The organism is Thalassospira marina (assembly GCF_002844375.1).
In the GTDB taxonomy this organism is placed as follows: Bacteria; Pseudomonadota; Alphaproteobacteria; order Rhodospirillales; family Thalassospiraceae; genus Thalassospira; species Thalassospira marina.
In genome coordinates, this window is record NZ_CP024199.1 from 1593559 (window position 1) to 1605620 (window position 12062).

At 55.1% G+C, this 12062-nt stretch carries 13 protein-coding genes; 7 read left to right on the forward strand and 6 right to left on the reverse strand.

Features of this window, described 5'->3' with window-relative positions:
* The first annotated feature begins 44 nt into the window (after positions 1-44).
* Complete coding sequence (locus CSC3H3_RS07175; RefSeq protein WP_101284408.1) at positions 45-1178, forward strand: patatin-like phospholipase family protein; 1134 nt, start codon at positions 45-47, stop codon at positions 1176-1178.
* A gap of 120 nt (positions 1179-1298) precedes the next feature.
* Complete coding sequence (locus CSC3H3_RS07180; RefSeq protein WP_101284409.1) at positions 1299-2165, forward strand: phosphodiesterase; 867 nt, start codon at positions 1299-1301, stop codon at positions 2163-2165.
* Positions 2166-2258: 93 nt separating this feature from the next.
* On the opposite strand, the gene CSC3H3_RS07185 is transcribed toward CSC3H3_RS07180, so the two are convergent.
* Positions 2259-3161: an SDR family oxidoreductase gene (locus CSC3H3_RS07185; RefSeq protein WP_101284410.1), complete on the reverse strand. Its 903-nt coding sequence runs from the start codon at positions 3159-3161 to the stop codon at positions 2259-2261.
* 294 nt (positions 3162-3455) lie between these two features.
* Positions 3456-4226 (reverse strand): SDR family NAD(P)-dependent oxidoreductase, encoded by a 771-nt coding sequence (locus CSC3H3_RS07190; protein ID WP_101267888.1) that lies wholly within the window; start codon positions 4224-4226, stop codon positions 3456-3458.
* A 190-nt stretch (positions 4227-4416) separates the two neighbouring features.
* Here CSC3H3_RS07190 and CSC3H3_RS07195 point away from each other — a divergent pair, with 190 nt between their 5' ends.
* Positions 4417-5340 (forward strand): AraC family transcriptional regulator, encoded by a 924-nt coding sequence (locus CSC3H3_RS07195; RefSeq protein WP_101284411.1) that lies wholly within the window; start codon positions 4417-4419, stop codon positions 5338-5340.
* A 210-nt stretch (positions 5341-5550) separates the two neighbouring features.
* Complete coding sequence (locus tag CSC3H3_RS07200) at positions 5551-6084, forward strand: sugar O-acetyltransferase (protein ID WP_215907567.1); 534 nt, start codon at positions 5551-5553, stop codon at positions 6082-6084.
* A 132-nt stretch (positions 6085-6216) separates the two neighbouring features.
* Here the strand turns inward: CSC3H3_RS07200 and CSC3H3_RS07205 are convergent, their stop codons facing one another.
* Both CSC3H3_RS07205 and CSC3H3_RS07210 read right to left on the reverse strand, forming a co-directional pair.
* The gene (locus tag CSC3H3_RS07205; RefSeq protein ID WP_101284413.1) at positions 6217-6684 is read right to left on the reverse strand and encodes a hypothetical protein; all 468 of its coding nucleotides are present in this window, start codon (positions 6682-6684) and stop codon (positions 6217-6219) included.
* A 172-nt stretch (positions 6685-6856) separates the two neighbouring features.
* A complete protein-coding gene (locus tag CSC3H3_RS07210) occupies positions 6857-8110 on the reverse strand; it encodes an FAD-dependent monooxygenase (RefSeq protein ID WP_101284414.1) in 1254 nt (417 codons plus the stop codon).
* A gap of 186 nt (positions 8111-8296) precedes the next feature.
* Between CSC3H3_RS07210 and CSC3H3_RS07215 the strand changes: the two genes are divergently transcribed.
* A complete protein-coding gene (locus CSC3H3_RS07215) occupies positions 8297-8620 on the forward strand; it encodes a DMT family transporter (RefSeq protein WP_101284415.1) in 324 nt (107 codons plus the stop codon).
* 131 nt (positions 8621-8751) lie between these two features.
* On the opposite strand, the gene CSC3H3_RS07220 is transcribed toward CSC3H3_RS07215, so the two are convergent.
* Positions 8752-9351 carry a LysE family translocator gene (locus CSC3H3_RS07220; protein ID WP_101284416.1) on the reverse strand — a complete coding sequence of 200 codons (600 nt, stop codon included), beginning with the start codon at positions 9349-9351 and terminating at the stop codon, positions 8752-8754.
* A gap of 105 nt (positions 9352-9456) precedes the next feature.
* On the opposite strand from CSC3H3_RS07220, the gene CSC3H3_RS07225 reads away from it, so the two are divergent.
* Positions 9457-10320 (forward strand): LysR family transcriptional regulator, encoded by an 864-nt coding sequence (locus CSC3H3_RS07225; protein ID WP_101286142.1) that lies wholly within the window; start codon positions 9457-9459, stop codon positions 10318-10320.
* 96 nt (positions 10321-10416) lie between these two features.
* On the opposite strand, the gene CSC3H3_RS07230 is transcribed toward CSC3H3_RS07225, so the two are convergent.
* Positions 10417-10881, reverse strand: a complete 465-nt coding sequence (locus CSC3H3_RS07230; RefSeq protein WP_101284417.1) for a RidA family protein — start codon at positions 10879-10881, stop codon at positions 10417-10419.
* Between the two features lie 192 nt (positions 10882-11073).
* Between CSC3H3_RS07230 and CSC3H3_RS07235 the strand changes: the two genes are divergently transcribed.
* Positions 11074-12006, forward strand: a complete 933-nt coding sequence (locus CSC3H3_RS07235; RefSeq protein WP_245881318.1) for a DMT family transporter — start codon at positions 11074-11076, stop codon at positions 12004-12006.
* The last annotated feature ends 56 nt before the right edge of the window (positions 12007-12062 follow it).

Genomic DNA, 12062 nt, shown 5'->3' on the forward strand with positions numbered 1-12062 from the left:
CGCAGCGCACAATAGTCCCGATATTTTCCCGATTGGAGAACAAGATGGCGCCTGCTTTTTCTGCATCTTCATCGAAAACCGCTGCGGCCGCGAAGGCCCGACCTGCCGCACCCGCCCGAACGGCCCGCCCCCCGAAAAAGGACTGTCATCCGCCTTTTAATGCATCCAACCGGTTATCGGTTGATCTGGCCTTGCAGGGTGGGGGTTCCCATGGGGCGTTTACCTGGGGGGTGCTGGACCGGTTGCTGGAAGAAGACTGGATCGAGATCGAGGCGATTTCCGGGACATCGGCCGGTGCGATGAATGCCGCTGTTATGGCCGATGGTTTTGCCCAGGGCGGTGCCGAAGGCGGACGGGCTGCCCTTGAAAAGTTCTGGCGTAAAATTTCGCAGGCATCGCGGTTCAGCCCGCTTCAGCGTGGACCGCTTGATATTTTGCTGGGCAACTGGTCGCTGGAAAATTCACCGTTTTTCCAGTTGATGGATATGACGGCACGGGTGTTTTCACCCTATCAGCTTAATCCGATGGGCGGTAATCCGCTGTCGGATATTTTAAATGAAATGGTCGATTTCGACCGCCTTACACACGGTGATATCAAACTGTTTGTCACCGCAACCAATGTGCAAACGGGCTGCGGGCGGGTATTTCGCAATGCCGATATCACCGAGGATGTGTTGCTGGCATCGGCCTGCCTGCCGATGCTTTATCATGCAGTGGAAATTGATGGCGAGCCCTATTGGGATGGCGGTTATTCGGGGAACCCGGCCATTGCGCCGCTGGTACGCGAATGCGCGGCAAAGGATACCATCCTGGTGCAGATCAACCCGGTTGAACGGCAGGGAACCCCCAAATCGGCGCGTGAAATTGCCAATCGCTTAAACGAGGTATCGTTCAATTCGGTATTGCTGAAGGAACTGCGCATGATTGCCTTTTTGCGCCGTGTTGTCAGTGCCGAGGACGAAGAAGGTGCCCGCTGGTCAGATATGCGCATGCACCGTATTGCCGGGGATGTGATGCTGGATCTGGATTCATCTTCGAAAATGAATGGCGAATGGGCCTTTTTGGAAATGCTGCGCGATGAAGGCCGCAAATCCTGCGATGCTTTTCTGGATCAGCATAAATCCGACCTTGGCATTCGCCCCAGCATGGATATCGATGCCATGTTGCCCGAAATTTAATAAGCCCGTTACCCCATATTCCCGCGTTTTCGGTGTCATAAAAATTTATGCATTCAGTATATTGTCCTGTCTGCGCCGGGTATTAAGCTGGGCAAGGATTTACGGGGCAATGGGCTTTAAATGATTATTGCGCAAATCACGGACCTGCATGTCAGGGCGGAACGCAAACTGGCCTATGGGCAGGTTGACACGGCAACCGCGCTTGAAAATGCGGTGACGCATGTCCTTTCGCTTGATCCTGCACCGGACCTGATTTTGTTCAGCGGTGACATCGGGGATGAAGGGCTGGCGGAAGAATATGCGCTGGTGGCCGAAATCCTGGCGCCGATAAACATTCCCTATTTCATGATCCCGGGTAACCATGACCGCCGGGAAAATCTGCGCGCGGCCTTCCCCCTTGCCGTGCCGGTCAAGGCGGGTGCGTTCAGCCAGTATGTGATTGAAGATTACCCGTTACGTATTATCGCGCTTGACACCCTTGATGAAGGATATGGCCACGGGCGGTTGTGTGCGGCACGTTTGGCGTGGCTGGATCAGCAATTGGCGGCAAAGCCCGCCACACCCACGCTGATTGTGATGCATCATCCCCCCATCATCACCGGTATTGTCCATATGGATGCCCTGCGCCTGTTGCCCGGTAACGGGGACGATGCTAGCGCACCAGGGCTTGAAGGTGCGCAAGGCTTGGCGGCGGTGCTGGCCGCGCACCAGCAGATTGCTGGTGTAACCTGCGGGCATTCGCACCGGCCCATTCATTGTTTGTGGCATGGCGTGCCGGTTAATATTGCCCCATCAGTCGCCCATCAGGTTGTGGCTGATTTCAGGGCCGATGGCCCGGCAGCCTTTAACATGGAACCACCTGCCATACAGCTTCATTTCTGGGCGGAAGACAGGCCGGAACAGGGCCTTTTGACCCATACCAGCTATATTGGACAGTTCGCAGGGCCTTACCCGTTTTTTGACGCACAAGGCCGGTTAATTACCTGAATTACCCCAATAAAAAACAGGACAGGGAGTGACCTGTCCTGTGTGATCAAGTTTTGGCAGTCGCAAGGTTATGCTTCGCCAAGGTACGATTGGTTACGCCTGCTGCTTTGCCGGGTGCAACAGGTCGGCAAGGCCAATGCGGCGCAGGGTATCTTCGCGAATGCGGTCCTGCACACTGGCAACAATTTCCGAACCATCCTGTGATGGGTCAATTGTGATGCGCAGCGGGCGTTGCCCGAACGGGGCATTGACGACTTCAACAATCGCGTCGGCAACCAGCGCCGGGTCGGCATCATCGGGCACAAGTGACATGGTGCCTTCCAGTACTTTGTCTTGCAGGTCTGCGGTTGGGCCATTGGCATAAAGGGCGGCGGTGTCGCCATATGCCGGTTCCATGGCGTGGGCAAAATGGTTGGTGCCCTTGGTAAAGGCGCCCGGCACGATAATGGATGTTTCGATGCCAAAGCGGGCCAGCTCCGCCGAATAGCTGACGGCAAGCTGTTCCATCCCGGCCTTGGCGGCAAAATACGGTGCCAGATAGGGCGACCAGTTTGCCTTTGCACTGGAACTTGAAACCCAGACCAGCAAACCTTTGCCCTGTTTGCGAAGATGCGGCAGGACAGCCAGATTAACGCGCTGCGTGCTTAAGGTGTTCACGTCATACATCTGGGCAAGCTGTTCAACGCTAAAGGCTTCTGTCGGGCCAAGATTCATATGACCGGCATTATGAACCACCACATCAATACGCCCGGCCTCCACCAGCACGGCATCAATTGCTTTATCAACCGATGCCTGGTCGGAAACATCCATTTCCAACGGGCGGATATCGATATTTTCAGCCTGCGAAAGGCTGCGGTAATCGTCGGCCTTTGGTTTGTTGCGGCCTTCGGTTTGGCGCATGGTGGCATAAACAATATGGCCAGCACGGCCCAGGGCATGCGCCGTCATCTGGCCAAAGCCGCTGGACGCGCCAGTGATGATGATAACTTCTTTCATGGCAGATTCCTTTCTGTCGGGGGAACAATCCGGGAATTGGGCAGGGAGTAGGGAGAGCAGAGGGAGCATGGGACGCTGGGATGGAGGCAGTCCATGATGCCACGCAGGTTAAATGCGGGCATGACCAGGCATTTCCCGCGCCATCAGGGGGTAAGGCGGGAATGTGTAACCGGGAATGTCAGGGATACAAGAAAACCGGCGGAAAACGGGTGGGGGTCGGGGTGTGTGTTTTCCGCCGGGATGTTTCACCAGATCGGGGTGAAACGGGTGTTATGGTCCGTCAGGCTTGCCCGATTAGATATTCATGCCGCCGGAAACTTCGATGCGCTGTGCATTGACCCAACGGTTATCATCGGACAGCAGGGAGGCAATCATCGGGCCGATATCATCGGCAACACCGGCACGGCCAAGGGCGGTTGCGTTTGAAACCATCTGGTTATAGGTGGAATTGTCGCGAACAGCGCCGCCACCAAAATCGGTTTCAATGGCACCCGGGGCCACGGTGTTCGCGGTAATGCCGCGCGCGCCAAGTTCTTTTGCCAGGTAACGGGTAAAGACCTCGATCCCGCCTTTCATCATGGCATAGGCCGAAAAACCGGGGCCAGCAAAACGGGCCAGGCCGCTTGACAGGTTAATGATGCGTCCACCATCAGCAATGACCGGCAACAGCTTCTGGGTCAGGAAATAAACACCTTTGAGGTGGATATTTGTCAACAGGTCAAACTGTTCTTCGGTGGTGGCGGTAATCGGTGCATTGATGCCGATACCGGCATTGTTCACCAGAAAATCAAAACTGTCGCGACCCCAGGTGTCTTTCAGGGCGGTTTTCAGCTGGGCAACAAACCCGTCAAAACTATCAATTGCGCCGGTATCAAGCTGCAGGGCAACGGCTTTGCCGCCCAGTTCGGCAATTTCGGCAACGGCGGCGTCGGCTTCTTTGCTGTTTGAATGATAGGTCAGAACAACATCAATACCCTTGCGGGCAAGGTTGATAACGGTGTTGCGGCCCAGGCCGCGGCTGCCACCGGTGACGATTGCGATTTTGGAAGTGTTCTGTGCAGTCATTGTCGTTTCTCCGTTCAGGTTGATTGCGTTTCGTGTTGATTGAAAGCTACGCCGATGCCCGGAAGGTTGCATGCCCGGTCATGCGAAGTTTTTGCCTGATTCTCTAAACCGGGTTTAACGGGCTTTGCGATGGCCGCGGTTCGGGGTAATTTTATTGAAATGATCCTCTATCCCGAAACGGAGGCTGACCATGGATTTTGGCCCGAAATATAATGAATTGAAAACATCGCTTTCTGCCTGCCTGCAATCGATTGGCGCGGAAAACGGTGTGCATGAAACGGCAATTGATGGCGTTATGGTCATGCGCGAAACCGAACCCACCGGCCTTGTGCATATGATGTATCGACCGGTTTTGTGCCTGGTGTTGCAGGGGGCAAAGCAGGTGACGGTTGGCACGCAAACAACCCGTTTTCATGCCATGCAGTCACTTATCGTCAGTGTTGATTTGCCCGTGATCGGCAAGGTTACCGATGCAAGCAAAACCGAACCGTTTTTGGGGCTGTCGATTGATATTGATCTGGCTGAAATTCGTGATTTGTTAGGTGAAATTGATCAGCCGGTTGGCGATGGTGCAGCACCGGGCAAGGGGGGGCAACCGGCCCTTTATATTGAAAATGTTGATGACGTGATGCTTGATTGCGCCGGACGCATTTTGCAATTGATGCAGCGGCCACAGGCGATTTCGGTGCTGTATCCCCTTATCCGCCGCGAGATTTATTTTTGGCTGCTTTCGGGGCCGCAGGGCAATATTTTACGGCGAATGAGCCTGCCCGATGGGCATACGCAGCGTATTGCACGCGCGATCCACAAAATTCGCAGTGATTACAGCGAAAGCCTGCGTATCGACCAGCTTGCCGATATGGCCGGTATGAGTGTTTCTTCCTTTCACCAGCATTTCAAATCGCTGACGGGGATGACGCCGCTGCAATATCAAAAGGAATTGCGCCTGCGTGAAGCCCGCCATTTGATGGGGGCGCGTGCCCTTTCGGCCACCGAGGCCGCCTATGAAGTGGGTTATGAAAGCAGCAGCCAGTTCAGCCGTGAATTTGCCCGCCTGTTTGGCATGACACCGCGCCAAAGCATGGCCGAATATCGCGCGGCAGGCGCATCATAAGGCAGGTATTCAATATTTCACGGTGAAGGCGAAACATTCCCGCGAAGCCCGGTTGAAGCAGATCACACGGCATAATCGCGCGGTGAATGGCCGATATTGAACTGAAGCGGGGCACATCCCAACTTGTTGCGCAGCGGCGCGCCTTAGGGCAAAGTCAGCGCAAAATATAATTAAGGGGGGTGTGCCTTGCCGTTAAGTGAACGGGAAAAAATGGCAGCGGGCGATTGGTATCGTTGCCTGGATGACGAACTTGCCGAAATGCGCATGGCGGCCCGCCGTGCCGTTTTCACCCATAATTCAACGGCCCCGGATGATCGTGGCAATATAACGCCCGATCTGCTTGCGCTATTGGGTTCGGCCGCGCCAGATGCCCGGATCGAAGCACCGTTTCATTGTGCCTATGGCTGCCATATTCATTTGGGCGCGCAGGTTTTTATCAATGCGGGCTGTGTGTTCCTTGATAGTGCCGATATTCGCATTGGTGCGGGCAGCATGCTCGGCCCGACCGTGCAGATCTATTGCCCGCAACATCACACTGATCCGTCCTTGCGCAAGGATGGCCTTGAAATTGCCCGACCGGTGCAGATTGGTGAAAATGTATGGGTTGGTGGTGGTGCCATTATTCTGGGTGGTGTCACCATCGGTGATAACGCCATCATTGGCGCAGGGGCGGTGGTGACGCGCGATGTGCCGGCGAATGTGACGGTCGTTGGTAACCCGGCAAGGCCGATAGAACGCCGGTAATTAAGCCTCCCGCTGTGATGTGATGGTGGATCTGTTGCAGGCACTGCTGATCAAATGAAAAAAGCCGGATGGCATTTATGTCCCATCCGGCTTTTTGTGTTTACGGCTGCGTAAAATGTGCGTTGGTTCCGGTTAGCGCCTTGTTTGCATCAGCGCGTCCACTGCGGCCTGGTGCTGGCGGACAAATTCAACATTTTCCGGGTCAACGTTTGGCAATTTATCCGGGCCGACGCGCACCGCAACAGCACTGTGTGCCAGGGTCATGCTGGCAACAAGGTATTCGCGTGCATCAAACCCGTTTTCATCCAGCAGGGCCTTTATTTTCGGGTCATTATTCAAATTCGCGACCATCTCGTCGAGCGAATTGGGCTTTTTTGAATGCAGGTTATAGGCTTTGGGATCGCTTTTGATCGTGGTGACGACATTGGTCATGCGGTCCAATTCATCGGCTGTCAGCTTGTGCCCTGCGGTGGCTTTGGCGATATCTTCGCGAAGCGTGCTTTGGGTGTTTGCGGCAGCCGCTGGAAAACTGGTGGCAACCCCGACAAACAATGTCATCGCCAGGGCGATAATGCCGATTTTTCCAGGGATTTTGAACATGTTCTGTTTCTCCTGTCGTCTGCGATATGTCGCTTTCAAGCTAACTTATGATTGGGAACTACAACCATAATTTGACAAGAATGTGGGCAGAGAACGTCGATATAAGGCAGATACGAAAATGGCGGGCATCCCGTTAAGGATACCCGCCGTAATTTTTGCAAGGAAAGGCGCGTTATTTGCCAATACCCGCCTTGATCGCCAGGCGGCGCAACGGGCCAATATGGTTAATGGCGCAAAGCCCGGTATAGCGCAGATCACGCAGGAATTTCGGTTCGGCCATGGCGGCACGGTTCAACAGGTCAATGCCGCCAACACGGCCCACGGTTTTGGGCAACTGGCGCCGTTCCCAGCCATGCAGCAATTCATCACTGCCAATGTCCTTGCCTTCCAGTTTGGCAAGGTCAACCTGCTTTGCCAGTGTTTCAATGTCATGCAGGCTCATATTCAGGCCCTGTGCGCCAATTGGCGGCACCACATGGGCGGTTTCGGCAATCAGGGCCAGGCGGGGTGCCGTCAGGCGGTGCGCCAATTGCGCCACCATCGGCCATACGGCGCGCGGGGTGACGATTTCAGGTTTGCCAAACAGATCCATGGTTTCGCGGTGCAATTCGCGGGCAAGGGCATCGTCATCCAATGCGGCCAATTGCCGGGCGCGGGCATGGGGCACCATCCACACCACTGACGAACAGGGTTTGCCGTTATGGTCGGGCATGGGCACCAATGTCAGTGGCCCGCCGGTACGGTGAATTTCGGTTGATATATTGTCATGCGGTGTATCGTGGCTGACGGCAAAAACCAGCGCATCCTGGTCATAAGACCAGCGGTTAAAGCGAATACCCGCCAGATCGCGCAGGGTGGAATTACGACCATCGGCCGCCAGAACCAGCGAGGCTGCAAATTTTTGCCCATCCGACAGGGTGATAATGGCGGGGCCGGGGCCGGCCGCCGTTGGCGGGGCATAATCGGTAACCTTGCAGCCATTGATCAGGCGGACATTTTCAAGCGTGGCAATTTTGCCAAGCAGGGCTGCCTTGGCGGCAATATTGGTAATGTTCCAGCCAAAATAGCCGTGGCTGGTTTCAGCGCCGTCAAAATCGGCGGTTTCACGCGGCGCGCGTTCGGTTCCGCCAGCATCGACAATGCGCATAACGCGCAATTGGGCACCGCTGGCCTGCATTTCATCCCACACGCCGGCATAGGTCAGGGTATCGATACCGGGTTTTAAAAAGGCGGTAGTGCGCAAATCCTGGGCCGGTGTGGTGCCGTTTTTAACTTCCACATCTTCGGCGGATGTATGAGCTGGCATATCGGATGCGGCAGGGGCCGGGTCAACCACGACAATCTGGTGGCCATCTGCTGCAAGGCGTACTGCCGCACTTAACCCGGCAATGCCGCCGCCCGCGATCAGGATTTCCGTTTCTTGCATGATCTGTTCACCCGTGTTGGCCGTGATTTTGACTTGCCTGATATATAGAACGCTTTGGCCGCTGGGCAAAGGTTTCGATCAGGCATCTGTCAGGGGAAAGCAGCCATGCATTGCAATGGGTTGCGCCAAATGGCGGTTTTGGTCATGCTCGCAGCGCTTTTGGAAACGTTCAAATGGAAATGATCAATGGCTGCGTGGCTGTTTCTGATTTGTGCAATCGGCCTGGAAGTTGCGGGTACGGTAAGCATGAAATTCTCCGACGGTTTTCGCGACTGGCGATTCACCACCCTTACCCTCACACTTTACGGCATCAGTTTTTGGGTTTTGTCGATAACCCTGCGGCAATTGCCGGTCAGTACCGCCTATGCAGTTTGGGCGGGCCTTGGCACGGCAGCGATTGCTATTATTGGGATTTTGGTTTTCAAGGAACCGGTGACGCTGCTTAAGGTGGTGTTTTTGCTGATGATCATTTTCGGCGTTGTCGGCCTGAATGCCGTGGGCAAACATTAAAACGCAACGATCACGGCGATGACGCAATTTTGCAGGGCTTGTTTGCCCGTTTTTGCCCGTTCGCGGTGCCATGTTTTCATATGCGGCGGGCATGGATTGCCGGTTTTAACCATACCCGCCGGTGAATGCCGTTAAATCAGCCAGATCGGCACAATTGATGCCGCCAGCAAAAGACCCAGAAAAATATTCAGCGCCTTCCATTGCCTGTCGGTTTTTAAAAGGCGGGCCAGGAACATGCCGGTGCTGCACCACAAGGTCAGCGAAATGATCGCGGACAGGCCAAAAGCCAGGCTAAGCCAGGATGCAAGGCTGATCGGTGTGGTAAACAGGGCCGAAAATGATGCGGCCGCGCCCATCGTCATGGCCCAGCCTTTTGGGTTTAACCACAACAAACCCATACCGCCAAAAAAGCTGATGGGGCGGGCAAGGTCGCCGCGCTGTTTGGGGCGGCCACTGCGCGCAATGACCAGGGCCAGCCACAGCAAATAACCCGTACCGGCAACCTTTAATACAAGATGCAGGGTGGGGCTGGCCAAAACCAGGCTGGCAAGCCCGGCAGATGCGCCCGCAGCAAGGCTTGCCATGCCAAAGGCGATGCCCGCAATCATGGGGATGGATCGAACCAGCCCGTATTGTAGGCCCGATGCCGTGGCCAGTGTGGTGGCACCACCCGGTGAGATGGCCGATATCAGCGTAAATAAAAACAAGGGACCCAGTGCGTCGAATGGCATGTGCGTATCCTGTGAAAGCCGTTTATTGCGCCATCAAATACCGGGTCGATAAATTAGAAAAGGCAATGTTTGTAATGTTTGGCATTAGAATATATAATGTCATGCATGGTTGGAAATCTTGATACCGCACTACTTCGCACCTTCATTACCGTTGCCGAACGCGCCAGCATGACGGCGGCAGCCAGCAGCCTGAACCTGACGCAGGGCGCTGTCAGCCAGCAGGTGCGCCGGTTGGAGGATGTTCTGGATGTGTCCCTGTTTGAACGGGACCGTCGCGGTTTGCGCCTGACCGGACCGGGGGAGCGTCTTTTTGCCCGTGCCCGCCAGATATTGTCCCTGAATGATGAAATATGGGCGGAAATGAAGGGCAATGCCCAGCGTGGCAAAGTCCGGCTTGGTGTCCCGTTTGATCTGGTCGGCAAGGCCCTGTCGCCGGTTTTAAAAAGCTATAATGCCGCCTTTTCGCAGGTCGAGCTTTCGCTGGTTTGTGCATCGTCCCCGGAATTGAAAACGGCCCTTGCAGCAGGCGATATCGACCTGGCCCTGATCGAGGAAGCCGTGGGCGAGGGGGGCGGTGAATGTTTGCGTATTGAAAGGCTGGTTTGGGTTGGAGCAAGGGGCGGTGTCGCGCGGGCACGCCGGCCATTGCCGGTTTCAATGGTTAGCCAGACCTGTGCGTTTCGCCCGACTGTGTTTGAGGCCCTGGATAGTTTGAACCTGCCCTGGCGCACCGTTTTTGAAAGCGGAAATATCGAGGCAACGGCCGTTACCGTGCGATCAGACATGGCTGTTACCGCCTGGCTTGCCGCAACGGTGCCCGATGATCTGGAAATTATTGCCGCGGATCGCGAATTACCGCCTTTACCGGCCTTTGCCATTAACATGTATTGGGCTGAACAAACGACAAAACCGGCTGTCCATGCGCTGGCCCAGCATATGCGCAAGCATCTGTTTGGTGGTGTTACGTAACCTATGGGTAGTGCAGAAATAAAAAAGGCAGGTGAAGAAACCAACAAGGGCTTTCTCACCTGCCTTCAATAAGCGGTCTTAACGCGCTGATATTAATCAGGCGACTTCAAAAACGCCGTCAATTTCAACAGCAACGCCCCGCGGCAGCGAGGCAACGCCAACAGCCGAACGGGCGTGTTTGCCAGCTTCACCGAAAATTTCAACCATCGTGTCAGATGCGCCATTTACGACTTTGGGCTGGTCGGTAAAGGCCGGGTCTGAATTGACAAATGCATTCAGTTTGACAACGCGGGTGACTTTATCAAGGTCGCCGATGGCTGCACGCAATTGCGCGATCAGGTTTAGCGCGCACAGGCGGGCGGCCTGCTGGCCTTCTTCCACGCCGTAATCCTTGCCCAGTTTGCCGACAAATTTCAGTTCGCCATTTTCCATCGTGATCTGGCCGGAAATATTGACCAGGTTGCCCGAACGCACATAGGGCAGGTAATTGGCAACCGGCGCATTGGCGGCGGGCAGGGTGATGCCAAGTTCGGAAAGACGGGATTCAATTTTGCCAGACATGAATGTTTCCTTTGTCTTGGGGGCTTGTTTTACGCGTGTGGCGTAATCTATCGGTGTTGGGCGATAAAAAAAACCGTTTCTTTGTGTGAAACATCCCGGCCATTGCAGGATTGTTTTTTGATTGTTCTAAATTGCTCATTTGTCATTTCGGGCTGAAGCGGGCAAAAGCATGGGCTGCGATAATGAAAATTCATGAAAAACGGGGAAACGGACATGTCAGGTGGCGCGGGGTGGCTGGAACGGGTGCATGGTGGCTGGCTTGCGCTTTTGGGCATCACCATTCTGAGCCCCGATGCCCTTTTGATCCGGCTGATCAAGGCCGATGACATGACAACCGCCTTCTGGCGTTTGCTGATTTTAGGCCTGACCCTGATGACAGCGGCAGCCTGGCGCGGCATGCGCGCGCGCCAACCCTTGTGGCAGGCCATCCGCCCGCGGCGCGATGAAATCCTTGCCGGGTTGTTTTACGGCGGGACCAGTGCCTGTTTCATTTTGTCGATCAAAAATACCGATGCCGCCAATACCCTTGTAATCATTGCCGCCACGCCGCTGATCAGCGGCTTGATCGGTGCGTTTCTGTTTCGCCGCCGCCAGCCCCTGCGTACCTGGATCGCCTCTATTGTTGTTTTTGTTGCCCTGGCAACCATCGTTGGCAATGGGCTGGGTGGCGCGCACATGCTGGGCGATATTCTGGCGCTTGGCACAGCTTTGTGCATGGCGTGCTATTTCAATGTGTTGGGTGTGCGCATCAATATTGATACCGTGCGCGCCATGATGGTTGGCGCGCTGCTGGTTGCATTATGTGTCGCACCGGCGGCAACGCCATCTGCCCTGCATCCGTGGGACCCTTTGTGGCTGGTGCTGCTGGGCTGCCTTGTCCTGCCGCTGTCCTTTACCTTTATTTCGATGGGGGCAAAGCGCATTCCTGCTGCCGAAGTTGGCCTGATCATGCTGACAGAGGCCATTCTTGGGTCGGGTCTTGTCTGGTTGTTCATGGATGAAGTGCCATCTTCCACCACGCTGATTGCCGGTGCCGTCGTGATCGCAACTTTGGCAACACACAGCCTGCTGGCCCTTTATGGAAACCGCAATCGCCGCACTGTAAACGCCAATGTGGGCGGTTGATATTTCGCCAGATCGGCCATTTTTGCGAATGTAATCTGTACCTGTTTGCTTGCCAT

Excerpts from the sequence above, each read along its gene's own strand:
- CSC3H3_RS07175 (WP_101284408.1), top strand. The coding sequence starts at position 45 with ATGGCGCCTGCTTTTTCTGCATCTTCATCGAAAACCGCTGCGGCCGCG.
- CSC3H3_RS07180 (WP_101284409.1), top strand. The coding sequence starts at position 1,299 with ATGATTATTGCGCAAATCACGGACCTGCATGTCAGGGCGGAACGCAAA.
- CSC3H3_RS07185 (WP_101284410.1), bottom strand. The coding sequence starts at position 3,161 with ATGAAAGAAGTTATCATCATCACTGGCGCGTCCAGCGGCTTTGGCCAG.
- CSC3H3_RS07190 (WP_101267888.1), bottom strand. The coding sequence starts at position 4,226 with ATGACTGCACAGAACACTTCCAAAATCGCAATCGTCACCGGTGGCAGC.
- CSC3H3_RS07195 (WP_101284411.1), top strand. The coding sequence starts at position 4,417 with ATGGATTTTGGCCCGAAATATAATGAATTGAAAACATCGCTTTCTGCC.
- CSC3H3_RS07200 (WP_215907567.1), top strand. The coding sequence starts at position 5,551 with ATGGCAGCGGGCGATTGGTATCGTTGCCTGGATGACGAACTTGCCGAA.
- CSC3H3_RS07205 (WP_101284413.1), bottom strand. The coding sequence starts at position 6,684 with ATGTTCAAAATCCCTGGAAAAATCGGCATTATCGCCCTGGCGATGACA.
- CSC3H3_RS07210 (WP_101284414.1), bottom strand. The coding sequence starts at position 8,110 with ATGCAAGAAACGGAAATCCTGATCGCGGGCGGCGGCATTGCCGGGTTA.
- CSC3H3_RS07215 (WP_101284415.1), top strand. The coding sequence starts at position 8,297 with ATGGCTGCGTGGCTGTTTCTGATTTGTGCAATCGGCCTGGAAGTTGCG.
- CSC3H3_RS07220 (WP_101284416.1), bottom strand. The coding sequence starts at position 9,351 with ATGCCATTCGACGCACTGGGTCCCTTGTTTTTATTTACGCTGATATCG.
- CSC3H3_RS07225 (WP_101286142.1), top strand. The coding sequence starts at position 9,457 with ATGGTTGGAAATCTTGATACCGCACTACTTCGCACCTTCATTACCGTT.
- CSC3H3_RS07230 (WP_101284417.1), bottom strand. The coding sequence starts at position 10,881 with ATGTCTGGCAAAATTGAATCCCGTCTTTCCGAACTTGGCATCACCCTG.
- CSC3H3_RS07235 (WP_245881318.1), top strand. The coding sequence starts at position 11,074 with ATGAAAAACGGGGAAACGGACATGTCAGGTGGCGCGGGGTGGCTGGAA.